The organism is Bacteroides sp. MSK.20.12, assembly GCF_019052435.1.
Lineage (GTDB): Bacteria > Bacteroidota > Bacteroidia > Bacteroidales > Bacteroidaceae > Bacteroides > Bacteroides xylanisolvens.
On record NZ_JAHQVH010000023.1, the window covers coordinates 59,774 to 85,610 of the forward strand.

The following is a 25,837-nucleotide window of genomic DNA, read 5'->3' on the forward strand; positions in this document are numbered from 1 at the left end:
TAATAAGGCGGCATTGCCTGCAAAGACAATAAAAAAACAGCTCGTTTCCCTTTAAGGGAGAGAGCTGTTTTTGATCCTTTTCATCACCGTCTCCGGTGAATAGTAAGTGGTTACTGTATTACTTTATTTCGATTTGTCTATTTGGCTTCTTTACTTCTTCTTCAGAGAGTTTCGGAAGTTCGATATTTAGAACGCCATGTTCTACAGATGCAGCAATTTTTTCTTTGTCTACATTATCCGGTAGAATCATTGTTTGCTGGAACTTAGAGTATGAGAATTCGCGACGCAGATAGCGACCGTCTTTCTTTTCCTCCTTGTTTTCTGTCTTCTTCTCCATGCTGATAACGAGGTTATTATCTTCATCAATGCGAACATTGAAATCATCCTTCGTCATACCCGGAGCAGCCAATTCCACTTTGTATTCTTTTTCTGTTTCCAAAACATTAATTGCAGGTGCAGTAGCATTTGCTTTTACCATCCAATCGTTATCAAAGAAATCATTAAAGATACTTGGTAACCAACTTTGAGTTCTTCTAACAGGCATCATAATTTTAGTCTCCTATCTTTAAGTTAAACATTCAGTTAATTATTCTTGAACTTCGGTATTTTCACTTCTGATGGTACCGGTTGTCCCGGTTTCCATCGTCTGCTCTCGAACCATTGTTCGCTTCTATAAGTGCAAACCTTATGCCAAGTGATTTTTGAGACTAAAATTGTCTATTTGTCATTATAATAATGCCAATTTTGCAATAATAATGACAAAATGTATTCTATTTTTATTTATTTTATATAAGATAGATATTAATTTGATAATATGTCTATTTCTTCTCGATTAGTTTGAATCTCATTCTTAATGTTTGCCTTTCTTCGTCATAGTCATAGCTAATGATTTTGAAAGTTCCCATTTCAGAAGTATTTGATACATGCAATCCGATACAGGCACAGGCGTCATAATCTCCAATGCGGACAATGCGAAGGGTAGGACTTGCGTCAGCAGGTAGTTTGCTTAAATCTACGATGTCTTTGGCCTGTTCATGTGTCATATATTCAACAGTCACAGGTAGGTTTTGACTGATTGCTTCATTTACTATCTCTTCAATGGACTGGATTTGTTCCGCTGTCGGACATGACGAAAGTATATAATCACATTTGCTCTTTTTTCTTTCGATGTGGGCATTGCGAGAACGTGGACAGCCGAAGGTTTTTACCATGGTTGCATTGAGTAAATGCTCTGCTGTATGCATAGGAGCAATTGACACATCCTGAAATTTTGGAGCTGCTTGATTTATTTCCATAATAGACAAGTTTTTATTGCTTTTAGACATAAGAACAAAAGAACATATTTTTTCTTATGTGTTATTTTTATGTTTATATTCTCTGAATTTTCTTTTTATTTCGATACGTTCACCACCAAAGTTTATTAATAAGCCGTGGTCTGTATCGGTAGCGGTTAAGTAGTTTACTAATTGTGTTTCGTGTATAGGAAGAAGATGCTGTACCGCTTTAAGTTCAATGATTATTTCTCCTTCTACGATTATGTCAGCTCTAAATTCTCCTACAATTTCATTCTTGTAATATACATTAATAGGAGTTTCTGTATCTGCATGAATACCTTTTTCTTTTAATTCTATTATCAATGCTTTCTGATAAACATTCTCAAGAAAACCTGCTGCAAGGTGTGTTCTTACATCATAAGCACATTGAATAATAGTTTTTATCAAACTTTCTATTTCCATATTCCTTCTTTTGTTCTTATGTTCTTTTGTCTAAAAAACAAAATAATATGTCTCTTTCGTATGCATAGGAGGATACTCCTGCTTGTTGTGGTCGTTGAGTTGAATTTGTTGTTCCATAAATTATTTCAATAACTTTTTATTTTTGATATCTTCTAGTATGCTCATTTGTTGAATTGCTATTTGATTTAATTTGATAAGTCTGTCTTTGGGTGTCAAACCTTCATTTATGAAAACGGCATTTAAATTTTCCATGTTTGATAAGCAGATAAGTTCATTGATTGAGGCATAATCACGAATATTACCTTTTAAATTAGGGTGTGTATCACGCCATTCTAAGGCAGTCATTCCAAACATAGCTACATTAAGGATATCAGCTTCGCTGGCATAAATCATGGATGCTTGCTGTGGAGTGATTTCTTGAGGGATAAGATGCTGCTTGATTGCATCAGTATGAATATGATAATTAATTTTAGATAGTTCTCGTTTTGCTGACCAACCAATTTGAGCTTGCTCTTGCTCTTTGAGACGTTGGAATTCTTTTACTATATATAACTCAAATTCAACAGAAATCCAACTTGCAAATTTGAAAGCAATATCTTTGTGAGCAAAAGTGCCGCCATATCTTCCGGATTTGGATATGAGTCCAATAGCACAGGTCGTTTCTATCCATTTTTGAGGAGAAAGAGTGAATGCATTTAAACCTGCTTCTTTTCTAAACCCCTCGAATTCGAGGGGTTTAAAATGGGGGTTATATAATATTTCCCATAATCCTAGATATTCAATAGTCATTCTATTACGTAGCCAGTTGGCAATAACAGTATTAGCATCTGTTGTCTTGTATTTAGCTATGTCGGTTAAAGAAATATAATCTGTATCGTTGATCTTTAAGATAGTAACGTCTGTGGTCTGAACTGTAATCTTTGCCATATTCTGATTTTTCAGTAAAGGTAAAGTTATATTTGGGAATAAAGAAATGTATATCACTTTTTATTCAAGGTATGTTAAACTCACTTCTAATATATAGGCATAAAAAAAGGAGCAACGCCTTGCTCCAACCTTTGTTAACCTTAAATCTAATACTATGAAAAACACAGTGCAAAGATACGGACTCTTGGGAAATTAGCAAATAATCCAAGTAAAATAGCATGTTATATAACATAGATTAAGAAAAACTTCTTTCGTCTTAACGGTTATTCGATATTTTGGGCGTCTATGTATGGAGTTTTTTTTATCTTTGCGCAAAATATCATATTACTAATACTTAATATAAACATGGATAAAAGAAGATTAAGCCAATGGATGTTATTGGCTGTTGTTTGCTTGAGTTTCTCAATAGGAGAAAGCTATGCACAGAAAAATGATTTTGGAAATTTAGCTCGTTATTCAAAACAAAATGCTGCACTTCCAAAGGCGACGAAGAAAGACAAACGAGTTATTTTTATGGGAAATTCCATTACGGAGGGCTGGGTACGTACTCATCCGGACTTTTTCAAATCAAACGGTTATATCGGTCGTGGAATCAGTGGGCAGACTTCTTACCAATTCTTGTTGCGTTTTCGGGAAGATGTGATTAATCTTTCTCCTGCTTTAGTGGTGATTAATGCCGGAACAAATGATGTCGCCGAAAATACACAAACTTATAATGAAGATTATACATTTGGAAACATCGTTTCTATGGCAGAATTAGCAAAAGCAAATAAGATAAAAGTGATTCTGACTTCCGTATTGCCTGCTGCTGCATTTAAATGGAGAATGGAAATAAAAGATGTTCCACAGAAAATTAAATCTTTAAATGATCGGATTGAGGCTTATGCAAAAGCTAATAAAATTCCGTTTGTTAATTATTATAAGGCAATGGTGGATGAAAATCAGGCCTTGAATCCCCAATATACTAAAGATGGAGTGCATCCGACAGGCGAGGGGTATGATATAATGGAGCCATTGATAAAAGCTGCTATTGAGAAAGCGCTCTAAGGTTTATTGATGTAAATTTTGAAATATAAATGCTGTCTGATAATCAAGTTGGGCAGCATTTATTGTGAATGTGCACTTCTATGGATATAGTTGTTGAAAAGGTTTTAGATGACGTATAGACATAAAAAAAGGAGCAACGCCTTGCTCCAACCTTTGTTAACCTTAAATCTAATACTATGAAAAACACAGTGCAAAGATACGGAGTTTTGGCAACTTTGCAAATTATAAGCTGCTAATTGGTGTTTTTATAACACTAATTAATAGATTAAATCCTGTGTTACAGGTTTGTTAAGAGTTTTATCCCTTGGCAATTCTCATGTAATATATGAAGAATGGGAGTTTTTACCCCCATTTCTCTTTCATCAAATCTTCCAGTTTCAACAACTCGTCACGGTATTGTGCAGCTTCAATAAATTCGAGTTTCTTGGCTGCTTCCTGCATCAGTTTGCGAGTACGTTCGATACTCTTTTCCATTTGCGCTTTACTCATATACTGCACTACCGGATCTGCTGCAATGTTCGGAGTAGAAGGTTCTACATAAGCATGTCTTTCTTTTAGCAGTTCATCCGCCTCTTTTGCATTACCGAATACCGACAAGTTTCTGGCCTTTTTAATCTGTTGAGGAGTAATTCCGTTTGCTTCATTGTATGCCAACTGTTTTTCCCGGCGGCGATTGGTTTCGTCAATCGTCAGTTTCATGCTATCCGTCATCCTGTCCGCATACATGATTACCTTGCCGTTTACATTACGGGCAGCACGTCCTGCGGTTTGCGTCAGTGAACGGTGGGAGCGGAGGAATCCTTCTTTGTCGGCATCAAGAATAGCAACGAGCGACACTTCCGGAAGATCGAGTCCTTCACGGAGCAGGTTGACTCCGATAAGCACATCATAGATTCCTTGCCGGAGATCATCCATAATCTTCACACGTTCCAATGTATCGACATCACTATGGATATAGTTACATCTTACATTATTATTAAGAAGATACTCTGCCAGTTCTTCTGCCATTCGTTTGGTTAGTGTGGTGACGAGTACGCGTTCTTCCTTTTCAATGCGGAGCTGGATTTCTTCCATTAAGTCGTCAATCTGATTAAGGCTCGGGCGCACTTCGATGACAGGATCAAGCAGTCCTGTAGGACGAATCACCTGCTCTACGACGATACCTTCAGACTGAATCAATTCATAATCTGCCGGTGTGGCACTGACATAAATTACCTGTTTCGCCATTTCCTGAAACTCTTCGAATTTCAACGGACGGTTGTCCATAGCCGCAGGCAATCGGAAACCATATTCCACCAGATTGATTTTACGTGCACGGTCTCCTCCGTACATCGCACGGATTTGGGGTACACTTACGTGGCTTTCGTCAATGACAATCAGAAAATCATCCGGGAAGAAATCGAGCAGACAATAAGGACGAGTGCCGGCAGCACGACCGTCGAAATAACGGGAATAATTCTCAATTCCGGAGCAATGCCCTAATTCCCGTATCATTTCCATATCGTAAGTCACCCGTTCATATAGTCGTTTGGCTTCATATTCTTTACCGATAGACTCGAAGAATGCCACTTGTTTGGTCAGATCATCTTCTATTTCGTGGATAGCACGGAGAGTAGCCTCTTTGGTCGTCATGAACAGGTTGGCCGGATAAATCTTATAGGCGTCAAATGGTGCGATAGTGACTCCTGTGATAGGATCTACTTCTTCTATACCATCAATCTCATCCCCCCAAAAGGTGACACGGAGCAGATTGTCGGTATAAGCCAGATAGATATCCACAGTATCACCTTTAACGCGGAAATTTCCACGGTTCAAGTCAATATCATTGCGGACATACAAGCTGTCTACCAGACGACGTAAAAAGACATTGCGGTCCATCATCCGTCCCCGTTCTATTTCAATGACATTTTTGTAGAAGTCCGAAGGATTTCCCATACCGTAGATACAAGATACGGAAGAAACCACTACCACGTCTTTTCGTCCGGAGAGTAGGGCAGAAGTGGCCGCGAGTCGAAGCTTGTCGATTTCGTCATTGATGGCAAGATCTTTCTCTATATAAGTATCACTGCTCGGGAGATAGGCCTCCGGCTGATAATAGTCATAGTAAGAAACGTAATATTCTACCGCATTATTGGGGAAGAAACCTTTAAACTCACTATAGAGCTGGGCAGCCAATGTCTTGTTATGGCTCAAAATCAACGTAGGTTTGTTGATATTGGCGATCACATTGGCAATGGTAAATGTTTTTCCCGATCCGGTCACTCCCAATAAAGTCTGTGCGGGAACTCCCTGAAGTACCCCTTCAGTCAGTTGCGCTATCGCTTCCGGCTGATCCCCGGTAGGTTTGTAAGCTGATGTTAGTTCATAATTCATAGTTAAATCCTAAAAAGTGGAGCAATATTCGGTAAAATAATCGAGATAACAAATCATTTTTCCAAATAAATCCTTTACTTTGCAACATATTAATATCAAAAAACAGATTCATACAACTAGTAATACCAGAAACACATGATTTGGAATGAGAGCATTGAGTGTATGGACCGCGAAAGTCTTCGCAAGATTCAAAGCATACGACTCAAGAAAATTGTAGATTACGTCTATCACAACACTCCTTTCTATCGAAAGAAGATGCAGGAAATGGGAATAACCCCCGATGATATCAATAGTATCGATGATATTGTAAAACTGCCGTTTACCACGAAACATGATTTAAGAGATAATTATCCGTTCGGACTTTGTGCCGTGCCGATGAGCCAGATTGTACGTATTCATGCCTCTTCCGGAACGACCGGAAAGCCGACGGTTGTCGGATATACCCGTAAGGACTTGGCCTCTTGGGCGGAATGTATATCACGCGCTTTTACCGCTTACGGAGCGGGCCGTTCTGATATTTTTCAGGTATCATACGGATACGGACTGTTTACGGGCGGACTGGGAGCACATGCCGGAGCCGAGAATATCGGTGCTTCTGTTATTCCGATGTCCAGTGGCAACACTGAAAAACAGATTACCTTGATGCATGATTTCGGATCGACAGTGCTTTGTTGCACCCCTTCTTATGCGCTTTACCTGGCAGATGCAATCAAAGATTCCGGTTTGCCACGTGAAGAATTTCAACTGAAAGTCGGTGCGTTCGGTGCGGAACCCTGGACGGAAAATATGCGTCATGAAATTGAAGAGAAACTGGGAATCAAAGCATACGATATTTATGGGTTGAGTGAGATTGCCGGACCGGGTGTCGGTTACGAGTGCGAATGTCAGAACGGCACTCACTTGAATGAAGACCATTATTTCCCGGAAATTATCGATCCGAATACTTTGCAACCGGTTGAGCCGGGACAAATGGGCGAACTGGTGTTTACCCACCTCACCAAAGAGGGGATGCCATTGCTCCGTTACCGTACGCGTGATTTGACTGCCTTGCATTATGATAAATGTTCTTGTGGTCGTACATTAGTACGTATGGATCGTATTTTGGGACGCAGTGATGATATGATGATTATCCGTGGTGTAAACGTATTCCCGACACAGATTGAATCCGTTATCCTTGAAATGGCAGAATTTGAACCGCATTATTTGTTGATAGTGGGTCGTGAAAATAATACCGATACGATGGAGCTCCAGGTTGAAGTACGTCCGGAATTCTATTCTGATGAGATCAACAAAATGCTGGCTTTGAAGAAAAAGCTGGGAGGACGTTTGCAAAGCGTACTTGGATTGGGAGTCAACGTGAAATTGGTAGAGCCTCGCAGCATTGAGCGTAGCGTAGGTAAAGCAAAACGTGTGATTGATAACAGAAAAATATAAATAAGTATTAGGTATTAAGTATTAAGTATTAACCATGCGGGTGATCTTGGAACTACGGTAATACTTGTTGCCTAATACCTAATGCTTGTTACTTAATACTTATTACTTAATACTTTAATAAATATGGTAGCAAAACAACTTTCTATCTTTTTGGAAAATAAGTCAGGCCGTTTGACGGAAGTGACTGAAGTGCTGGCGAAAGAAAATATCAATCTTTCTGCCTTGTGCATTGCCGAAAATGCTGATTTTGGTATTTTGCGTGGAATTGTATCCGATCCGGATAGAGCATACAAAGCTTTAAAAGATAATCATTTTGCAGTGAATGTGACTGATGTAGTAGGTATAAGCTGTCCCAATATACCGGGTGCTTTGGCAAAAGTGCTGGGATATTTATCAGACGAGGGTGTATTTATTGAATATATGTATTCGTTTGCCAATAACAATATTGCAAATGTGGTAATTCGCCCTAGCAATCTGGATAAATGTATCGAGGTATTGAAAGAAAAGAAAGTCGATCTGCTGGCTGCAAGTGATTTGTACAAGCTGTAGATATAGCAGTAAACGATAAACAGGGAACGGTAAATAGCTGTGTTGTCTTTGAATGGGATAACACATTTGTTTGCCGTTTTCTGCTATAAAAAATAGTGACGCTATCCGATGTGGATAGTGACGGTATGCTTCACCGATACCGTCACTATCCCGGGCATATACCGTCACTATTTTTTTTCTGCCTTATAACAAGTTCTTTTCTGCCTTATAACAAGGAATCTGATGTTTGTTCGTCAGATTTATGTCAATCATGATTTCTGTGTGATTCGTTTATTACCTGTCGTTTACAGTTTGGTGTTTGCATTTCGACGTCATTTTCTCTCCTTTTGTCGATGTTTAACGCCTTTTATGTATTAAAAAACACAGATTAATTGCTAAATTCCCAGCGAATAAGTAACTTTGCGCATTATTTTTAAATAGGATGAAGAAAAATATCATTATAACTTTGCTTGCGGCGGCTACTCTGACATCTTGTGGAGAGTACAATAAATTGCTGAAAAGCACCGATTACGAATACAAGTACGAAGCCGCCAAAAACTATTTTGCGAAGGGACAGTATAATCGTTCAGCTACGTTGCTGAATGAGTTGATAACCATTCTGAAAGGAACCGATAAAGCGGAAGAGTCTTTGTATATGTTGGGAATGAGTTATTATAATCAGAAAGATTATCAGACAGCTGCCCAAACATTTATCACCTATTTCAATACGTATCCCCGTGGTACTTTTACCGAACTGGCACGTTTTCATGCAGGTAAAGCTTTATTCCTGGATACCCCGGAACCACGTTTGGATCAATCAAGCACTTATCAGGCTATCCAGCAGTTGCAGATGTTCATGGAGTATTTCCCGAACAGCACAAAGAAGCAGGAAGCACAGGATATGATTTTTGCTTTGCAGGATAAGCTGGTTTTGAAAGAACTTTATTCTGCAAGATTATATTATAATCTGGGTAATTATTTAGGCAATAACTATGAGTCTTGTGTAATCACAGCTCAAAATGCACTGAAAGATTATCCTTATACTGACTATCGTGAAGAACTTTCTATCTTGATTCTGCGTGCAAGACACGAAATGGCTATCTATAGTGTAGAAGACAAGAAGATGGATCGTTACCGCGAAACAGTGGACGAATATTATGCTTTCAAGAATGAATTTCCTGAAAGTAAATATTTGAAAGAAGCCGAGAAAATATTCAATGAATCACAGAAAGTAATTAAAGACTAAATTTAAATAGATTTATGGACTACAAAAAAACGAATGCTCCTGCTACAACAGTAACCCGTGACATGATGGAACTCTGTGCTGATACAGGTAATGTTTACGAAACTGTTGCCATTATTGGCAAGCGTGCTAATCAGATCAGTGTAGAAATCAAAAACGATCTTTCAAAGAAATTGGCAGAGTTTGCCTCTTACAATGACAACTTGGAAGAAGTGTTTGAAAATAGAGAGCAAATCGAAATTTCTCGTTATTATGAGAAATTGCCGAAACCGGACTTGATTGCTACGCAAGAATACATCGAAGGGAAAATATATTATAGAAATCCGGCTAAGGAGAAAGAAAAACTTCAGTAATTTATTTTCTGACGAAGAATTTGATAGTCAAGTAGTAAGTGGGATGATTATCCCTACTCCTTATTGCTTGGCTATTATTGTTTAACTCAACTACTATTTAGAATACTTATGATTCAACGAATTCAAACTGTTTATTTATTGATTGTTGCAGGATTGCTGATTACAGCTATGTGTATGCCGATAGGTTACTTCATTGATACAATGGGCGAACATCCTTTTAAGGCATTAGGATTGGAAATAAACGACGCTTTTCAGTCTACATGGGGTTTATTCGGGATTCTGATGCTTAGTACTATCGTTGCCGTGGCTACCATTTTTTTATATAAGAACCGTATGTTGCAGATTCGCATGACGATTTTCAATAGCTTGTTGTTGGTTGGTTATTACATTGCTGCCTTTGCTTTTTATTTTGCGTTGAAGAATGATGCAAATATGTTCCGGGTAGGCTGGGCGTTGTGTTTACCACTTATTTCCATCATTCTGAATATATTGGCTGTTCGTGCTATTGGACGCGATGAGGTGATGGTAAAGGCTGCGGATAGATTGAGATAAGACTTTTCCCTATATCTGGGTAATTCGTTAATATGATTAATGAAAAGCATCGCTTTATAAGAGTTAAAGCGGTGCTTTTTGCTCTCTAAAGCTATGCTTTAGCATCCCTAAAACGGTGCATTTACTGAATATCCCTGCTTTAAAGATACAAATAAGGCAACTAATTCATTGCGAGTTAGTTGCCTTATTTATTTAAAGAGCATCCCTAAAGCGATGCTTTGTAGATATTCAAGCTCCTTCTCTCGAAAGGGAGGAGGGAGAGGATTTTATTTCTTCAAGTCAAATAGGTACGTGAGCTTTATGGTAATTGTTCCATGCGCTGCACGGGCGAAATAGTCTTTCTTTGTGGTGCTGTAAAAGTCGGACAGCGCAAAATAGTAACGGCCTTCAACGATGAAGCTGCCGGCTTTCTTTGTTCGGAGTTCTACACCGCCGCCACCGGCAATACCGTAGTCGAATTTATTCTGAATCTTAACTCCATACACCGCTTTCTGTGTATTGGATAAGGTGTTCATATCAATACCTTTTATTGTTTCCGATTCGCTTATCAGAAAGCTGATTTGAGGACCTGCATGAACAAAGAATTGTAATCCTCTGTCTCGTCCGAAAGCAAGATGGGCTAGAAAAGGAATATCAATATAGGTCATTTTGCGGGTATAAGTTTTGCTCGGATCCTTCGAGGTGACTTCATATCCGTTATCGTCCAATGATACCGTTTCAAACAATTGGTCCCAACCCCTTTGTGATACATTCAATTCGACTTGTGCACCGCAAATCATGGCGAAATACTTCTCGGATATATAACGTGCCGTCAAGCCTCCGGTAATTCCCATCAAGCTATTTTGCTTGATGCTGGGAGTGAAAGAAACACTGTTTAAGTTGACACCTCCATTAACACCTACTGATAAATTGCTGCGTGCTTCTCCAATTTGGGCAGTGGCAGGAAGAGCAAATCCCGTAAGTAGGAGTGTTGCAATCAAAAATGGTTTTATCTTTATCATTTTCGTATTATTCGAAGTCAAGTTTTACTAATTCAAAATTCTTAGTGAAACGTATGAAGAACACTTTTTTATTAATAAATCCTCCCCAGTTGTTCACGCGCTGGAATTTGAATCCTGTCTGGATTGGCGTCAGGTTCATCTTAGGCAGATTGTTTTCCAATTCCGAGCCATAGAGCGATAATCCCTTCAAGAAGAAGAAACCGGTGTCGAAGCCAAGCATTGCGTAATTGGGGTATTTGCTTGCCAAATCTTTACTATACCATTTATGATAAGCGTTGGTGAATTGCACGGCTGCCGGAAACAATGTATTCGTATAGAATGAAGAGTAGAAATATACATCCAACTCAAAGAAATTTTCCAGATGATCTCTGGTGTAAGTCTGCCATTCCGGGTAGCCGAACAGGTGAATTTTTTCTGCAGGATTCTCTCTGACTAACAACGTCAGTTGAGGGAGTACCTTAATCAGTAAAACATTACTGCCCGATGTCGGGATAAAAATGTTTTCTTTATCACTGCGAAGTGTTGCTTTCAATGTTTCTTTAGTTGCGCTTTCGCTGACGGTTCTCATAGGAATTCCTTTGCTCTTCAACTCTTGTTTCAAGCCGCTGATAAATTCTGCTTTCTCCTTGTCAGCACTCGACGGTTCGATGAAAATAACGTTCGCATTAGGGAATTGGCGGGTGAAATGCTCATAAACCTCTGAATATAAATAAGATTGAGGCGTATTAATCTGATAAATAGCAGGATTTTTGAATACCTCTTCTCCTTTTTGAGAGAAAGGGATCACCAGGCGTATATCGTTTTTCTCCGCGAAGTCTGACAATGGTTTTATTTGATTTTGATGCATCGGACCGATGATGATATTCATACTCTTCATCTCGTTTTTGGCAAGAATCGTATTTAATGTAGAAATGTCTTTTCCACTGTCATATACATATAAATCAAGAGAAACGCCCGTACGTTTCAGACTGTCTACTGCCATCAGGAAACCTTCGTAATATTCCACCATGCGTTTGTCCTCCTGGAAAGGCAACAACAAGGCAGCCTTAATAGTAGACAGCTTTTGGGGAGTCTCCTTATTTTTGCGGAAAAGCTCGCTATTGCTGGGAGGAACAGCGTATGGATCTTCCTTCTGTGTAGGTTGTACGGTGGTTGCTGCCGGGTAGGGGATGCAAAGGAATTGTCCCTTTTTCATGCCCTTTTTCAGTTCCGGGTTAGCGTCAATCAACTCCTGCTCGCTGATTCCGTATTCACGGCTCACGCTGAATATAGTCTCTTTGCGCTTTACCTTATGCATATCTTTGCATCTCGGAACAACAGGACCTTGAATAGTCGATTGTTCAGTAGGCGTTTGAACTACGGCGTCAGTTTGTTCTTCTTTTTTCTGCGGAATCAGAATAACTTGTCCGATACGGAAATTCTCGGCACTCAAACCTGGGTTTGCTTCACAAATATCTTTGGCGGACACATTATACATCGTTGTCAGTTTGTATAATGTTTCTCCGGCTTGGATTGTATGGAATGTTTCTCCCTTCTGGCTTTCTTTCCCGGTAGGGATTTTGATGGTCTGTCCGGCATAGATTTTTTCGTCACAACCAGGATTCAGACGTATGATGTCTGACGTAGTGACATTATACATCTTGGAAATGGAGTATAAACTTTGTCCTTTTTCGATGGTATGCAAGAAATAAGATTGGTTTTCCTGTGCATAACTGATAGCGTATGAAACGCTTATAAAAAGCAGAAATAAGAATATTCGGTTTATCGGTTTCATCAAATTATAACTATTGGTTCTTGAAATCAAGGAACAAAGGTACAAATAATGCCCTATATCTTCATAAGATTTGAGTTAAGAAAATAATATTGTGCTTTTTTAGGAGCATATTTCGGGCGGAAACATTAATTTTGCAACATTTATGGAAGGATATGAATATGCAGGAAACAGAATATATTAATGTGTACGGTGCGCGCGTGCACAATTTGAAGGATATTGATGCCGAGATTCCCCGTAATAGCTTGACTGTTATCACCGGATTGAGCGGTAGTGGAAAATCTTCTTTAGCCTTCGATACGATTTTTGCCGAAGGACAGCGCCGCTATATCGAAACTTTTTCAGCCTATGCCCGCAATTTCCTGGGCAATCTGGAACGTCCGGATGTTGATAAAATAACAGGCTTGAGCCCGGTTATCTCCATTGAACAGAAAACAACGAATAAAAATCCCCGTTCTACCGTAGGAACAACTACCGAGATCTACGATTATCTCCGTTTGTTGTATGCCCGTGCGGGAATCGCCTATTCGTATCTGTCGGGGGAAGAAATGGTGAAATACACCGAAGAGCAGATTCTGGATTTGATTCTGAAAGATTATAAAGGAAAGAAAATATATTTGCTGGCGCCATTGGTGCGTTCACGTAAAGGACATTATAGAGAACTTTTTGAACAGATACGTAAAAAAGGATATTTATATGTACGAGTAGACGGAGAAGTGCGTGAAATCACGCATGGTATGAAGCTCGACCGTTATAAGAACCACGATGTAGAAGTGGTTATCGATAAATTAGTGGTTGCAGAGAAAGACGACCGGCGCCTGAAACAGAGTGTGGCAACTGCCATGCGTCAGGGAGACGGGCTGATGATGATTTTGGATGCCCAGTCCGAAAGTATCCGGCATTATAGTAAGCGACTCATGTGTCCTGTCACCGGGTTGTCTTATCGTGAACCTGCTCCGCATAACTTCTCATTCAATTCACCGCAAGGCGCATGTCCGAAGTGTAAAGGGTTGGGAGTAGTCAATCAGATTGACGTGGACAAAGTGATTCCCGATCGTGAACTTTCCATTTACGAAGGTGCGATAGCTCCTTTGGGAAAATATAAGAATGCGATGATTTTCTGGCAAATCGGTGCTTTGCTTGAGAAGTACGATGTAACGTTGAAAACACCGGTTAAGGAGTTGCCGGACGATGCGATTGATGAAGTGTTGTATGGCTCTGACGAACGGATTAAAATCAAGAGTTCGCTGATCGGCACTTCATCCGATTACTTTGTTACCTATGAAGGAGTGGTGAAGTATATTCAGATGTTGCAGGAGAAAGATGCTTCTGCGACAGCGCAGAAATGGGCGGAACAATTTGCCAAAACAACGGTTTGTCCTGAATGTAAAGGGGCTCGCCTGAATAAGGAAGCTCTGCATTTCCGCATCCACGATAAGAATATTAATGAATTGGCAAACATGGACATCAACGAGCTGTATGACTGGTTGATGAAGGTAGATGAGTTCCTTTCCGATAAGCAGAAGAAAATATCAGTGGAGATTCTGAAAGAGATTCGTACACGTTTAAAGTTCCTGCTGGATGTCGGTTTGGATTATCTGGCGTTGAACCGTAGTTCTGTCAGCCTTTCCGGTGGTGAGAGCCAGCGTATCCGTTTGGCTACACAAATTGGTTCTCAATTGGTGAATGTGCTTTATATTCTCGACGAGCCGAGTATCGGTCTGCATCAGCGTGATAATTTACGTCTTATCAACTCCTTGAAAGAACTCCGTGACATGGGAAACTCCGTGATTGTGGTGGAACATGATAAGGATATGATGCTGGCTGCCGACTATGTTATCGATATGGGACCGAAAGCCGGACGTCTCGGTGGAGAGGTTGTTTTTGCAGGAACTCCCCAGGAGATGCTGAAGACCGATACGATGACTTCGCAATACCTGAATGGAAAGATGAAGATAGAAATCCCCGCCAAGCGTAGAAAAGGAAACGGGAAATCTATCTGGCTGAAAGGAGCGAAAGGGAATAACCTGAAGAATGTTGACGTGGAGTTTCCGTTAGGTAAACTAATTTGTGTGACAGGTGTATCAGGAAGCGGGAAATCTACTTTGATTAATGAAACTCTGCAACCGATTCTATCGCAGAAGTTCTACCGTTCTTTGCAGGATCCTTTGGAATACGATTCGATTGAAGGATTGGAAAACATCGATAAGGTAGTGAATGTCGATCAATCACCTTTGGGACGTACGCCACGTTCCAATCCAGCTACCTATACTGGTGTGTTTTCTGATATTCGTAATCTGTTTGTAGGTCTTCCGGAAGCTAAGATTCGCGGTTACAAGCCGGGACGTTTTTCCTTTAATGTTTCAGGCGGACGTTGTGAAGCCTGTACGGGAAATGGTTATAAAACAATTGAAATGAATTTCCTTCCTGACGTATATGTGCCTTGTGAAGTATGTCACGGCAAACGTTATAACCGGGAAACACTGGAAGTACGTTTCAAGGGAAAATCGATTGCCGATGTATTGGACATGACAATCAACCGTGCCGTAGAATTCTTTGAAAACGTTCCGCAAATCTTGAATAAGATAAAAGTATTGCAGGATGTCGGACTCGGATATATAAAGTTGGGACAATCTTCTACCACTCTTTCCGGTGGAGAAAGCCAGCGTGTGAAACTGGCAACGGAACTGTCGAAAAGAGATACAGGCAAGACCCTTTACATCCTTGATGAACCGACTACCGGACTTCATTTTGAAGATATCCGTGTACTGATGGGAGTACTGAATAAGCTTGTAGATAAAGGGAATACGGTTATCGTCATCGAACACAATCTGGATGTGATTAAAATGGCGGATTATATTATCGATATGGGCCCTGAAGGGGGTAAGGGCGGGGGAGAACTCCTTAGTTACGGAACACCGGAAGAGGTTGCGAAGAGCCCTAAGGGATATACACCTAAGTTTCTTCGCGAAGAACTGGGGCTCTAATTTGAAGCATAGAGCGAGTGCGTTCCCCCAATAAAGTCAACTATCTCTAATCATATTAATTAAGGCGCGGATTACATGGTTTTTATTTAATTAGAGCCGTGTAATTCGTGCCTTAATAAAAGTCATAGAGGACTTTGTCTCCCGCTAATTCTTTATTTATCAGATATAGAAAGTATAAATACAACGAAAATGAAAATCAATAAAACAAATGCCGCACGGCTGTTAGATAAGGCTAAGATAGCCTATGAACTGATTCCCTACGAAGTGGATGAAAACGACTTAAGTGCTGTTCATGTAGCAGCAGATTTAGGAGAAAACATTGAGCAAGTGTTTAAGACTCTTGTCCTGCATGGCGATAAAAGCGGATATTTTGTCTGTGTCATTCCGGGAGAACATGAAGTTGACTTGAAACTGGCAGCTAAAGCATCGGGTAATAAGAAGTGTGATTTGATTCCCGTAAAAGAACTTCTGCCACTTACCGGATATATCCGGGGAGGTTGTTCGCCTATCGGCATGAAGAAACATTTTCCTACTTATATCCATGAAACCAGCCGGGAATTTCCGTATATTTATGTAAGTGCCGGGGTACGGGGACTTCAGATAAAAATAGCTCCGGAAGATTTGATTCGTGAATCCAGAGCAGAAATTTGTCGTTTATTTGAGGAGTAGTTTAACAAATCATTGTGCAAAAACTCAAGAAAAAGTATATATTTGCAAGAAATATTTATTTAAATCAATCATTTATTAATTCTAAAAACTTATATCTATGTTCAGTAAACACCCTAAAGGTCTGATTGCTGCAGCTTTAGCTAATATGGGAGAGCGTTTTGGCTTCTATATTATGATGGCGATTTTGACATTGTTTATTTCAGCGAAATTTGGATTGTCCGAGACAACTACCGGATACATTTATTCCGCGTTCTATGCTTCCATTTATATTTTAGCTTTGGCGGGAGGTGTTATTGCTGATAAGACGAAAAATTTTAAAGGCACTATTTTAGTAGGGCTGATATTAATGGCTATCGGTTATTTGATTATTGCCATTCCTACTCCGACCCCTGTTCCTAGTATGGCTCTTTACTTGGGATTAACCTGTTTCGGACTTTTGGTGATTGCTTTTGGTAATGGTTTATTTAAAGGAAATCTGCAGGCTTTGGTAGGCCAGATGTACGATGACCCTAAATATTCAAACCTACGTGATGCCGGTTTCCAGATATTTTATATGTTTATCAATATTGGGGCTGTTTTTGCACCGTTTATTGCTATTGGTGTGCGCAACTGGTGGCTGAAGGTGAACAATTTTGATTATGATGCCACTTTACCTGAATTGTGCCATCAATATTTAGAAAAAGGAAATGATATGGCTCCACAAGCAATGGAGAATCTGACAACTTTGGCTAAGAGTGTTGTTCTTGACGGGACTCCTGTAACAGATATGGGTATGTTTGTTAATAACTACCTTGATGTATTTAACCGTGGTTTTCAGTATGCTTTTATGGCTGCTATTGGTGCTATGCTTGTTTCGCTGATTATTTATATGGCAAATAAGAAACGCTTCCCGGATCCTGCGACTAAATTGGAAACCAGTAAAGGTACTGCGACTGTGAATAAGGAAGAAATCCAAATGAGCGCTACTGAAATCAAACAACGTATCTATGCTTTGTTTGCAGTATTCGGTGTTGTTATTTTCTTCTGGTTATCTTTCCACCAGAATGGTTATTCTTTGACTTATTTTGCCCGTGACTATGTGGATTTGAGTGTTATTAATATCGACTTAGGTTTTACGCAGATCAAGGGAGCTGAAATATTCCAGAGCGTTAATCCGTTCTTCGTTGTATTCCTGACTCCATTTATCATGTGGATGTTCGGCTCAATGAAAAAGAATGGTAAAGAACCTTCTACCCCGATGAAGATTGCCATCGGTATGGGTATTGCCGCATTAGCGTATGTATTCTTGATGGTATTCTCCTTTACATTGCCTTCGAAAGAGGTGTTGGGTACTATGAGTGCTGCTGAAATAAATGCTATTCGTGTGACTCCGTGGATTATGATCGGTCTGTATTTCATCCTTACAGTTGCCGAATTGTTCATTTCTCCTCTGGGATTATCGTTTGTATCTAAGGTTGCTCCTCCTCATTTGCAGGGATTAATGCAAGGTTGCTGGTTGGCTGCAACAGCTGTGGGTAATTCACTGCTGTTTATCGGTGGTATTCTTTATACCACTGTTCCTATCTGGGCTTGCTGGTTAGTATTTGTAGGCGCAACAGGTGCTTCTATGATTGTAATGCTTTCAATGGTAAAATGGTTGGAACGCGTAGCGAAATAGAATCCCGTCATTGACTAAATAACAAAATGCCCCGGAACATTCACGATACTTGTTCCGGGGCATTTTGGTTTATTAAATATCCAATCCCATAATATAATCATTCATATAATACCCGTTGCCAATCGGGAAATCACCTTTCCGTAACTTTCTCATTCCCATGTATTCGTAAAACTGCAAGGCTTTATTGTTACGATTCACGTTAAGTTCCATCAGACAAGGTTCCGGGTGCATCTCCTTGATGCATTTGATTGCTTCCTTAAATAAGAAACTGCCGCAATGCGTACCCTGAAAGCGGGGGAGAACATAGATTTTCTGAAGATGGAATACATCTTTTTCCTGTTGCTGCACAGAGACGTATCCGCATGGTTCATTCTCTTTATAGGCGATGGAATACACATGCCCTTCTTCCTCCATTTGCTTGCGCACATTGGAAGGAGCATACATCCAGTCCATCATATAATCCAGTTGTTCAGGAGATAAAATATCCTTGTAGGTGGCGGGGAATACCTCCTTTGCCATCATATGAATAAGCTCGCAATCGGCTACCGTTGCTTTTCGAATTGTAAACATACGTACTTTCTATTTTATGGTTTAACGGGCACAAATATAGCCATTATTTCTTTTTATAATAAGGTAAGCACTCTCTAATGTTTTAATTATTATTAATTTATAGTACTTTGTAATGCAAGGTACTTGGGTAATGCATATATTTGTGCCATCTAAAAGAAGTGAATAATGAAAGTAGACAATGTAAAATCACAGATGAGGAAAGGCATGCTTGAATATTGCATCATGCTTTTGCTGCACAAAGAGCCTGCCTATGCTTCTGATATTATTCAGAAATTGAAAGAAGCCCAGCTGATTGTAGTGGAAGGCACCTTGTATCCGTTGCTGACCCGTCTGAAAAATGACGACTTGTTAAGTTATGAATGGGTGGAATCTACCCAGGGACCTCCCCGCAAGTACTATAAACTCACTGAACAAGGAGAAACCTTTTTGGGAGAACTGGAAATTTCCTGGAAAGAACTTAACGACACAGTGAATCATATAGCCAATAGATAATTAGAAAAAGAAGAAATAAAAATGAAAAAGACATTGACCATAAATTTAGGAGGAATAGTTTATCATATAGATGACGATGCCTACCGACTGTTAGACAATTATCTGTCTAATTTGAAACATTATTTTCGTAAACAGGAGGGTGCGGAAGAAATTGTAGACGATATTGAGATGCGTATTGCTGAACTGTTTGCCGAGAAAGTAACTGAAGGAAAACAGGTCATCACAGTTTCGGATGTAGAAGAAATTATCGCCCGCGTAGGCAAACCGGAAGATTTTGGCATTGCTGACGAGGATACAGATTCACAGAAAAGAACGGAGCAAGCATCGTCCGCTAATCAAAGTAATACGCAAACCTCTGCCCAACGTCGCTGGTTCCGTGATCCGGATAATAAATTGTTGGGTGGTGTGGCTGCAGGACTGGCAGCTTACTTCGGTTGGGACATCACATTGGTGCGTATCCTGATGATTATTCTGGTGTTTGTACCTTATTGTCCGATGATTATCCTTTATATTATCGGATGGCTCGTTATTCCGGAAGCCCGTACCGCCGCAGAAAAGTTAAGTATGCGTGGAGAAGCGGTAACCATTGAGAATATTGGCAAAACAGTGACAGACGGCTTCGAACGGGTAGCAGATGGGGTTAATAATTATGTGAACTCCGGTAAACCTCGTACCTTTCTTCAAAAGATAGGCGATGTATTTGTTTCCATTGCTGCCGTTCTCTTTAAGATATTTCTGGTAGCTCTTGTTATTCTTTGTTGCCCTGTCTTGTTCGTATTGGCTGTCGTATTGGTAGCGTTGGTATTTGCGGCAATTGCCGTGGCAGTCAGTGGAGGAGCTTTACTTTATGAGTTGTTGCCTGCCATCGACTGGATGCCGGTTGCTTCCGTCTCTCCTATGATGACATTATTAGGTACGATTGCCGGAGTTGCCCTCATCGGTATTCCATTAGGAGCTTTCTTGTATACTATCTTGCGCCAGCTATTCCATTGGTCGCCAATGGGAACAGGTTTGAAATGGTCGTTACTGATTTTATGGATATTGGGTGCGGTCATTATGGTTATCAATCTTTCTGCTCTTGGCTGGCAACTGCCTCTGTATGGGCTACACTGCTGTTAACTAAGCCTCATTCTATTAAAAAAGGATAATATTTATTCTTTTATAAGTAAATGTACCCCGATAGTGTGTCCGGGGTACATTTTTTGTTTTCCCTTATTCATCGTAAATCGAGATTTTTTAGTAAGTTTGTAAATACGTATTCAGGAAATAAAATGGGTGAACATATATGTTTTAGGAGAAACGAACGTTTAGCGACAGTCAATCCTTATTGGAGAGGAAATCCGATGGTGCGCGGACGTTTTTTTAACAGGCAGCATCGCTTCCGTCCGGGGATGGGCAGCGTGTTGAAATGGCGTCTTTCGCCCAATCCCCAACGCAAAGAGAAGAAGACGGTGAAATGGGACCCGAAAGTTTGTTATCTTCGCTCATTGGATGCGGTGGTAGGAGATTCTCTGATATGGCTCGGACATAATTCTTTCTTTCTTCAATTAGCAGGTAAGCGAATCATGTTCGATCCGGTGTTCGGCAGTATTCCTTTTGTGAAAAGACAGAGCGAATTTCCTGCTAATCCTGATATATTTACGGAGATTGATTATCTACTTGTCAGTCATGACCATTTCGACCATTTGGATAAACAGAGTATAGCCCGCTTACTGAAGAACAACCCGCAAATGAAACTTTTCTGCGGCTTGGGAACCGGTGAACTGATTCAGGGATGGTTCCCTGAAATGAAAGTGATTGAAGCCGGATGGTATCAACAAATGGAAGATGAAGGATTGAAGATCACGTTTCTGCCGGCACAACACTGGAGCAAACGTTCCGTACGCGATGGCGGTCAGCGACTGTGGGGAGCTTTTATGCTGCAAGGAAATGGGATTTCTCTTTATTATAGTGGTGATACGGGTTATTCCAGCCATTTTCGTGAGATTCCCGATCTGTTCGGAGCACCGGATTATGCTTTGTTAGGTATCGGTGCATACAAACCTCGCTGGTTTATGCGTCCCAACCATATATCGCCATACGAATCCTTGACTGCTGCCGAAGAAATGAATGCAGGTCTTACCATTCCCATGCATTATGGCACATTCGACTTGTCTGACGAGCCTTTGCACGATCCTCCGAAAGTTTTTGCAGCAGAAGCAAAGAAACGGAAGATTCCAGTGGAGATTCCCTATTTGGGAGAGATTGTAAAATTGAAAAAACAGAAATAATTAGAAACGAATAAAGAGATGAAGAAATTAGAAGTAAAAGACCTGAAAGAAAACTTTTTCGAAGCGATTGGAAAAGAGTGGATGCTGGTTACGGCCGGAACAAAAGAGAAGTTTAACACGATGACAGCAAGTTGGGGTGGCATCGGTTGGCTGTGGAACAAACCGGTTGCTTTCGTTTTTATCCGTCCCGAACGGTATACGTATGAATTTGTAGAGAAGAACGATCACCTGACTCTTTCTTTCTTAGGGGAAGAAAATAAGAAGATTCACGCTATTTGTGGTTCTAAGTCGGGACGTAATATAGATAAAGTAAAAGAGACCGGATTGAAACCAGTGTTTACAGAAAATGGCAATGTGTTGTTTGAGCAGGCACGATTGAGCCTAGAGTGTAAGAAGTTTTATGCTGACGGTATCAAACCGGAATGTTTTCTGGATAAGGAATCATTGGAAAAGTGGTACGGTGGTGCTCATGGCGGTTTCCACAAGATGTATATTGTAGAAATTGAAAATATTTATTCGGAGTAAGATTTAGCCGATTTATGATGGATGCAATGGAGAAGGCTCTGAACTCAAGTAGATTGAGAACAGAGCCTTCTTTTATTTTACTTTATTGGAAAGTCGTTAAGCACAGATTATATGAAATATGCAGTTTTAGTGAATCAAATAACTGTGAGATTCGTATAATCCGTGCTTTAAAATTTTACTTAGATGGAGCTTTCTTCACCCATTTGTCCAGCCATTCGAAGAATGTGCGTTGCCATAGAACCCCATTCTGCGGTTTCAATACCCAGTGGTTTTCATCCGGATAAATCAGCAACTCTGCAGGAACACCACGCATCACGGCAGCATCGAAAGCAGCCATTGCCTGATTAGCCAGAATACGGTAGTCTTTTTCTCCATGAATACAGAGGATAGGCGTATCCCATTTCTCCACGAATAGGTGAGGAGAGTTGGCAAACGTACGTTGTGCCATCGGGTTTTGTTTTTCCCAGTATGCGCCTCCCATATCCCAGTTGGCAAACCATTTCTCTTCAGTTTCCAGATATTGCATTTCCATATTGAAGATACCATCGTGGGCAATGAATGCTTTGAATCGTTTGTCATGATGTCCTGCCAACCAGTATACGGAGAATCCTCCGAAGCTGGCACCTACACATCCCAAGCGATCTTTGTCTACATACGGCTCTTTTGCCATTTCATCGATAGCAGTGAAATAATCTTTCATACACTGGCCACCGTAGTCACCACTGATCTGTTCGTTCCATTCCACACCAAATCCCGGCAAGCCGCGACGATTCGGAGCAACAATGATATAATCATTGGCTGCCATAATCTGGAAGTTCCAGCGATAAGACCAGAACTGGCTTACCGGACTTTGCGGACCTCCTTCACAGAACAGCAAAGTCGGATATTTCTTGTTCGGATCAAACTGCGGAGGATAGATTACCCATGTCAACATCTGTTTGCCATCTGTTGTTTTCATCCAGCGACCTTCCACTTTACCCATTTCCAACTGGTCGTAGATCTGTTTGTTTTCCTTCGTCAGTTGAGTAGTAGAGCCATCCAGTGCCACAGTGTAAATTTCATCACCCATGCTCATTGAATGACGTTTGGCGATCAGTTTATCCCCGAAAAGAGCTACACCTTCATAATCGTACATTCCTGAAGTGATTGCCTTTACCGAATCATTGGCTAAATCCAGTGCATAAATCTGCGATTCTCCGTGCCATACACCGGTGAAATAAATCATCTTTGCATCTGCTCCCCATACAAAAGCATCCACATTCGATTCGAACGCCTTGCTGACAAACCGTTTCTCACCGGTTTCCAAATTCATGATGAACAGACGGTTTAAGTCGGCTTCGTAACCGTCACGTTCCATACTCTGCCAGGCGATATATTTGCCGTCTGGAGAGTATTGCGGATTGGTATCGTACCCTTTGTTTTCTTCCGTGATATTTTCCGTTTTTTGGGTGTTCAGGTCATAAACGTAAATATCGGAGTTGGTAGAAATCGCATATTCCAGTCCTGTCTTTTTACGGCAAGTGTAAGCTACTTTGTCCGAAGCTGTATTCCAGGCAAGTTGCTCAATGCCACCCCAGGGTTTCATTGGACTTTCATACGGTTCTCCGTTCAGGATATCCACGATATTGGAAATACCGTTACCGTCGAAGTCGGCAACAAAAGGATGTGGAGCTGTCGTTACCCATTCATCCCAATGTTTGTACATCAGGTCGGTCACGATGATACCTGTGGCTTTCGGCAGGTCCGGATATTTATCAGCAGTGCTTTCTTTCGTCTTTACTTGTGAGATAAACAGTAGCTTTTTGCCATCTGGCGAAATGGAATAACCTTCGATGTCTCCGTCGTAGTTGGTCAATTGCTTGCGTCCGCTACCATCCGGGTTCATTTCATAGAGCTGGCTGCTTCCGTTGTCATTACTTAAGAATGCAAGTTTGGTGCCTCCTTTAATCCATGTCACTTCATTTTCCTGATACGGGGTATGAGTGATTTGCTGGTTTTCGCTTCCGTCTGCGTTCATCACGAAAACTTCGCGGTTACTCTTGTTTTCCGGTACACTGTAATACGCTACCGTATACGCAATTTTCTTTCCGTCGGGCGATACGGCGAATCCGCCGATACGTCCCATAGCCCAAAGTGCTTCGGGAGTCATGCGCTTCCCTTCGATCTTAATATCCGATTTCTCGATAAGCACCTGATCTGTTTTGCCTGCGTCTTTGGTTCCTCCGCAGGCAGCTAACAACATTGCTGCCGACATCATAAATAAATTAGCTTGTCTCATATATTTTATAAAATGTTTATTTTCTTGCGAAGATAGTGAAAAAAGGATTTAAATCTTCTTTTTCTGCCAGTTTCCTTTCTTCATATACCAGTAGCAGAACAACAGTATAAAAGTACCGTACACACATTCCGTTGTCCAGGCAAAAGCGACGTCCATCCGCAGGTACATAATGAAATATGCCGAGTAGGTGACATAGATAGCCAGTACACAGAGTTCCATAGCCAATGCAGTCCGCGTATTTCCTGTTCCTGATACCGATTGGAAATACACATTGGCAGGCACTAGTACCAGATAGGCAGAGCATAGTACCCACAGTGAAGGTACGGATGCCGCTCTTAAATCCGGGATGTCTGTATAAATGCGCAGAATCAGATCCGGGAATAAGCAGAAGAATACCAGGATCGGCAATACAAAGATATATCCGATACGGATATGCTGTTTGATAGTTCCCCGTACACAATCCTGTTCGCCTGCACCGATCAGGTTACTTACCAGTGAACCGCAGGTGGAAGCAAATGCCATTGCAATCATAAACGGTATCCCCGACACGTTACGGATGATGTTGGCAATCGCCAATGACCGCTCTCCCAAATGTTCCACAAATAAGAAGAACATGAACCAGGTAGACAAAGAAACGAAATTCTGAATCATTGTCCACACAGAAACATTCAGTATGCGTTTCAGTGTTTTTCCATGGAATTTGGGCAATATGTTCAACGCATATTTCTTGCAGTCAATTCGTTTCCATGTATAGATGATGAAGAAAATTACCGATACCATTTCGGCCAGTGACGAACCGATGGCAGCGCCGGCAATTCCCAGTTGCGGGAAACCGAATTTACCGAAGATCAGGATATAGTTGAATACCACGTTCGAAAGCACCATTACGATAGAGTTCAGCGTCAGTGTTTTGGTTTGTGTCGTACCTACAAAGAAGGCGCGGAACATGACCATGACAAAAGAGAAGAAGAACCCATACACACGCCAGTGAATATAACTTTCGGCTGCATCGTAAATGTGAGGAGACGAAATGATATTCTTTAAGATATATGGTGAAAATACGATGGAGAATGTGAATAAAATCACTGCCATGGCAAGCAGGAAATAAATGCCCTGATAGAAAATCGGTCCGATTTCCTTGTAGTTTCCTTCTCCGTTGCGGCGGGCGATTAAGATCTGTGCGCCGATGCTGAAACCGAATGCCATCATAAAGATGGCGAGATAATATACCCCTGCGATAGCAGAAGCACCCAGCTCGATTTCTCCTACACGTCCCAGAAAGGCCGTGTCCGTCATGCCGATCATTTGCTCCATAATCAGACTGATCAGGATAGGGAAGGTGATCGTCCAGATTTGTTTATACGAATATTTGGTTTTCATCTTATTATATTGTTTAGAGAAAGAAAGCCGGGCAACCAAAATAG

The 25,837-nt window shown here is 40.7% G+C and carries 23 protein-coding genes; 13 read left to right on the forward strand and 10 right to left on the reverse strand.

Going from position 1 to position 25,837, the window contains the following annotated elements; all coding sequences use genetic code 11:
* Positions 1–118: 118 nt before the first annotated feature.
* The 4 genes from KTR06_RS13550 to KTR06_RS13565 form a co-directional block, all read right to left on the reverse strand.
* A complete protein-coding gene (locus tag KTR06_RS13550; RefSeq protein ID WP_004300008.1) occupies positions 119–547 on the reverse strand; it encodes an Hsp20/alpha crystallin family protein in 429 nt (142 codons plus the stop codon).
* 271 nt (positions 548–818) lie between these two features.
* Positions 819–1,295 (reverse strand): hypothetical protein, encoded by a 477-nt coding sequence (locus KTR06_RS13555; RefSeq protein ID WP_120069470.1) that lies wholly within the window; start codon positions 1,293–1,295, stop codon positions 819–821.
* A 54-nt stretch (positions 1,296–1,349) separates the two neighbouring features.
* Positions 1,350–1,736 (reverse strand): GxxExxY protein, encoded by a 387-nt coding sequence (locus KTR06_RS13560; protein WP_120069419.1) that lies wholly within the window; start codon positions 1,734–1,736, stop codon positions 1,350–1,352.
* A gap of 120 nt (positions 1,737–1,856) precedes the next feature.
* On the reverse strand, positions 1,857–2,663 hold the full coding sequence (locus KTR06_RS13565; protein ID WP_008022818.1) for a KilA-N domain-containing protein: 807 nt from the start codon (positions 2,661–2,663) through the stop codon (positions 1,857–1,859).
* Positions 2,664–3,008: 345 nt separating this feature from the next.
* On the opposite strand from KTR06_RS13565, the gene KTR06_RS13570 reads away from it, so the two are divergent.
* Positions 3,009–3,710 carry an SGNH/GDSL hydrolase family protein gene (locus KTR06_RS13570; protein WP_217290424.1) on the forward strand — a complete coding sequence of 234 codons (702 nt, stop codon included), beginning with the start codon at positions 3,009–3,011 and terminating at the stop codon, positions 3,708–3,710.
* 342 nt (positions 3,711–4,052) lie between these two features.
* On the opposite strand, the gene uvrB is transcribed toward KTR06_RS13570, so the two are convergent.
* Positions 4,053–6,083, reverse strand: coding sequence for an excinuclease ABC subunit UvrB (gene uvrB / locus KTR06_RS13575; protein ID WP_008643821.1), 2,031 nt, complete (start codon positions 6,081–6,083; stop codon positions 4,053–4,055).
* Between the two features lie 135 nt (positions 6,084–6,218).
* Here uvrB and KTR06_RS13580 point away from each other — a divergent pair, with 135 nt between their 5' ends.
* From KTR06_RS13580 to KTR06_RS13600, 5 genes are all read left to right on the forward strand, one after another.
* On the forward strand, positions 6,219–7,517 hold the full coding sequence (locus KTR06_RS13580; RefSeq protein ID WP_055234759.1) for a phenylacetate--CoA ligase family protein: 1,299 nt from the start codon (positions 6,219–6,221) through the stop codon (positions 7,515–7,517).
* 123 nt (positions 7,518–7,640) lie between these two features.
* A complete protein-coding gene (locus KTR06_RS13585; protein WP_004312706.1) occupies positions 7,641–8,066 on the forward strand; it encodes an amino acid-binding protein in 426 nt (141 codons plus the stop codon).
* 421 nt (positions 8,067–8,487) lie between these two features.
* Complete coding sequence (locus KTR06_RS13590; RefSeq protein WP_004312707.1) at positions 8,488–9,291, forward strand: outer membrane protein assembly factor BamD; 804 nt, start codon at positions 8,488–8,490, stop codon at positions 9,289–9,291.
* 14 nt (positions 9,292–9,305) lie between these two features.
* On the forward strand, positions 9,306–9,641 hold the full coding sequence (locus KTR06_RS13595) for a DNA-directed RNA polymerase subunit omega (protein WP_004299989.1): 336 nt from the start codon (positions 9,306–9,308) through the stop codon (positions 9,639–9,641).
* A gap of 108 nt (positions 9,642–9,749) precedes the next feature.
* Complete coding sequence (locus KTR06_RS13600; RefSeq protein ID WP_217290425.1) at positions 9,750–10,193, forward strand: DUF4293 domain-containing protein; 444 nt, start codon at positions 9,750–9,752, stop codon at positions 10,191–10,193.
* A 266-nt stretch (positions 10,194–10,459) separates the two neighbouring features.
* Here the strand turns inward: KTR06_RS13600 and KTR06_RS13605 are convergent, their stop codons facing one another.
* Positions 10,460–11,194 carry a porin family protein gene (locus tag KTR06_RS13605; RefSeq protein WP_004312709.1) on the reverse strand — a complete coding sequence of 245 codons (735 nt, stop codon included), beginning with the start codon at positions 11,192–11,194 and terminating at the stop codon, positions 10,460–10,462.
* Between the two features lie 7 nt (positions 11,195–11,201).
* Entirely contained in the window at positions 11,202–12,968 is a 1,767-nt protein-coding gene (locus KTR06_RS13610) for a LysM peptidoglycan-binding domain-containing protein (protein WP_055234755.1), read from the reverse strand.
* Positions 12,969–13,126: 158 nt separating this feature from the next.
* Here KTR06_RS13610 and uvrA point away from each other — a divergent pair, with 158 nt between their 5' ends.
* The 3 genes from uvrA (at position 13,127) to KTR06_RS13625 (ending at position 18,278) form a co-directional block, all read left to right on the forward strand.
* A complete protein-coding gene (gene uvrA / locus KTR06_RS13615) occupies positions 13,127–15,952 on the forward strand; it encodes an excinuclease ABC subunit UvrA (RefSeq protein ID WP_008022804.1) in 2,826 nt (941 codons plus the stop codon).
* Positions 15,953–16,141: 189 nt separating this feature from the next.
* Entirely contained in the window at positions 16,142–16,621 is a 480-nt protein-coding gene (gene ybaK / locus KTR06_RS13620; RefSeq protein WP_008643813.1) for a Cys-tRNA(Pro) deacylase, read from the forward strand.
* 97 nt (positions 16,622–16,718) lie between these two features.
* Entirely contained in the window at positions 16,719–18,278 is a 1,560-nt protein-coding gene (locus KTR06_RS13625) for a peptide MFS transporter (RefSeq protein WP_008022801.1), read from the forward strand.
* A 72-nt stretch (positions 18,279–18,350) separates the two neighbouring features.
* On the opposite strand, the gene KTR06_RS13630 is transcribed toward KTR06_RS13625, so the two are convergent.
* Positions 18,351–18,848: a GNAT family N-acetyltransferase gene (locus KTR06_RS13630; protein WP_008643803.1), complete on the reverse strand. Its 498-nt coding sequence runs from the start codon at positions 18,846–18,848 to the stop codon at positions 18,351–18,353.
* A gap of 165 nt (positions 18,849–19,013) precedes the next feature.
* Between KTR06_RS13630 and KTR06_RS13635 the strand changes: the two genes are divergently transcribed.
* The 4 genes from KTR06_RS13635 (at position 19,014) to KTR06_RS13650 (ending at position 22,135) form a co-directional block, all read left to right on the forward strand.
* Positions 19,014–19,340 carry a PadR family transcriptional regulator gene (locus KTR06_RS13635; RefSeq protein WP_004312715.1) on the forward strand — a complete coding sequence of 109 codons (327 nt, stop codon included), beginning with the start codon at positions 19,014–19,016 and terminating at the stop codon, positions 19,338–19,340.
* Positions 19,341–19,361: 21 nt separating this feature from the next.
* A complete protein-coding gene (locus KTR06_RS13640) occupies positions 19,362–20,459 on the forward strand; it encodes a PspC domain-containing protein (RefSeq protein WP_008016256.1) in 1,098 nt (365 codons plus the stop codon).
* A 152-nt stretch (positions 20,460–20,611) separates the two neighbouring features.
* Positions 20,612–21,610 (forward strand): MBL fold metallo-hydrolase, encoded by a 999-nt coding sequence (locus KTR06_RS13645; RefSeq protein WP_009040515.1) that lies wholly within the window; start codon positions 20,612–20,614, stop codon positions 21,608–21,610.
* An 18-nt stretch (positions 21,611–21,628) separates the two neighbouring features.
* The gene (locus KTR06_RS13650; RefSeq protein ID WP_217290426.1) at positions 21,629–22,135 is read left to right on the forward strand and encodes a flavin reductase family protein; all 507 of its coding nucleotides are present in this window, start codon (positions 21,629–21,631) and stop codon (positions 22,133–22,135) included.
* 175 nt (positions 22,136–22,310) lie between these two features.
* Here the strand turns inward: KTR06_RS13650 and KTR06_RS13655 are convergent, their stop codons facing one another.
* Positions 22,311–24,413: a S9 family peptidase gene (locus KTR06_RS13655; protein ID WP_217290427.1), complete on the reverse strand. Its 2,103-nt coding sequence runs from the start codon at positions 24,411–24,413 to the stop codon at positions 22,311–22,313.
* 48 nt (positions 24,414–24,461) lie between these two features.
* Positions 24,462–25,793: a multidrug efflux MATE transporter BexA gene (gene bexA / locus KTR06_RS13660; protein ID WP_015530976.1), complete on the reverse strand. Its 1,332-nt coding sequence runs from the start codon at positions 25,791–25,793 to the stop codon at positions 24,462–24,464.
* Positions 25,794–25,837 lie beyond the last annotated feature (44 nt).

What these genes read in the sequence shown, in the direction of transcription:
- ybaK (WP_008643813.1), top strand. Translation starts at nt 16,142, where the DNA reads ATGAAAATCAATAAAACAAATGCCGCACGGCTGTTAGATAAGGCTAAG.
- KTR06_RS13565 (WP_008022818.1), bottom strand. Translation starts at nt 2,663, where the DNA reads ATGGCAAAGATTACAGTTCAGACCACAGACGTTACTATCTTAAAGATC.
- KTR06_RS13625 (WP_008022801.1), top strand. Translation starts at nt 16,719, where the DNA reads ATGTTCAGTAAACACCCTAAAGGTCTGATTGCTGCAGCTTTAGCTAAT.
- KTR06_RS13580 (WP_055234759.1), top strand. Translation starts at nt 6,219, where the DNA reads ATGATTTGGAATGAGAGCATTGAGTGTATGGACCGCGAAAGTCTTCGC.
- KTR06_RS13650 (WP_217290426.1), top strand. Translation starts at nt 21,629, where the DNA reads ATGAAGAAATTAGAAGTAAAAGACCTGAAAGAAAACTTTTTCGAAGCG.
- KTR06_RS13585 (WP_004312706.1), top strand. Translation starts at nt 7,641, where the DNA reads ATGGTAGCAAAACAACTTTCTATCTTTTTGGAAAATAAGTCAGGCCGT.
- bexA (WP_015530976.1), bottom strand. Translation starts at nt 25,793, where the DNA reads ATGAAAACCAAATATTCGTATAAACAAATCTGGACGATCACCTTCCCT.
- KTR06_RS13560 (WP_120069419.1), bottom strand. Translation starts at nt 1,736, where the DNA reads ATGGAAATAGAAAGTTTGATAAAAACTATTATTCAATGTGCTTATGAT.
- KTR06_RS13605 (WP_004312709.1), bottom strand. Translation starts at nt 11,194, where the DNA reads ATGATAAAGATAAAACCATTTTTGATTGCAACACTCCTACTTACGGGA.
- KTR06_RS13595 (WP_004299989.1), top strand. Translation starts at nt 9,306, where the DNA reads ATGGACTACAAAAAAACGAATGCTCCTGCTACAACAGTAACCCGTGAC.
- KTR06_RS13590 (WP_004312707.1), top strand. Translation starts at nt 8,488, where the DNA reads ATGAAGAAAAATATCATTATAACTTTGCTTGCGGCGGCTACTCTGACA.
- KTR06_RS13610 (WP_055234755.1), bottom strand. Translation starts at nt 12,968, where the DNA reads ATGAAACCGATAAACCGAATATTCTTATTTCTGCTTTTTATAAGCGTT.
- KTR06_RS13655 (WP_217290427.1), bottom strand. Translation starts at nt 24,413, where the DNA reads ATGAGACAAGCTAATTTATTTATGATGTCGGCAGCAATGTTGTTAGCT.
- KTR06_RS13635 (WP_004312715.1), top strand. Translation starts at nt 19,014, where the DNA reads ATGAAAGTAGACAATGTAAAATCACAGATGAGGAAAGGCATGCTTGAA.
- KTR06_RS13630 (WP_008643803.1), bottom strand. Translation starts at nt 18,848, where the DNA reads ATGTTTACAATTCGAAAAGCAACGGTAGCCGATTGCGAGCTTATTCAT.
- KTR06_RS13570 (WP_217290424.1), top strand. Translation starts at nt 3,009, where the DNA reads ATGGATAAAAGAAGATTAAGCCAATGGATGTTATTGGCTGTTGTTTGC.
- KTR06_RS13550 (WP_004300008.1), bottom strand. Translation starts at nt 547, where the DNA reads ATGATGCCTGTTAGAAGAACTCAAAGTTGGTTACCAAGTATCTTTAAT.
- uvrB (WP_008643821.1), bottom strand. Translation starts at nt 6,083, where the DNA reads ATGAATTATGAACTAACATCAGCTTACAAACCTACCGGGGATCAGCCG.
- KTR06_RS13645 (WP_009040515.1), top strand. Translation starts at nt 20,612, where the DNA reads ATGGGTGAACATATATGTTTTAGGAGAAACGAACGTTTAGCGACAGTC.
- uvrA (WP_008022804.1), top strand. Translation starts at nt 13,127, where the DNA reads ATGCAGGAAACAGAATATATTAATGTGTACGGTGCGCGCGTGCACAAT.
- KTR06_RS13600 (WP_217290425.1), top strand. Translation starts at nt 9,750, where the DNA reads ATGATTCAACGAATTCAAACTGTTTATTTATTGATTGTTGCAGGATTG.
- KTR06_RS13640 (WP_008016256.1), top strand. Translation starts at nt 19,362, where the DNA reads ATGAAAAAGACATTGACCATAAATTTAGGAGGAATAGTTTATCATATA.
- KTR06_RS13555 (WP_120069470.1), bottom strand. Translation starts at nt 1,295, where the DNA reads ATGGAAATAAATCAAGCAGCTCCAAAATTTCAGGATGTGTCAATTGCT.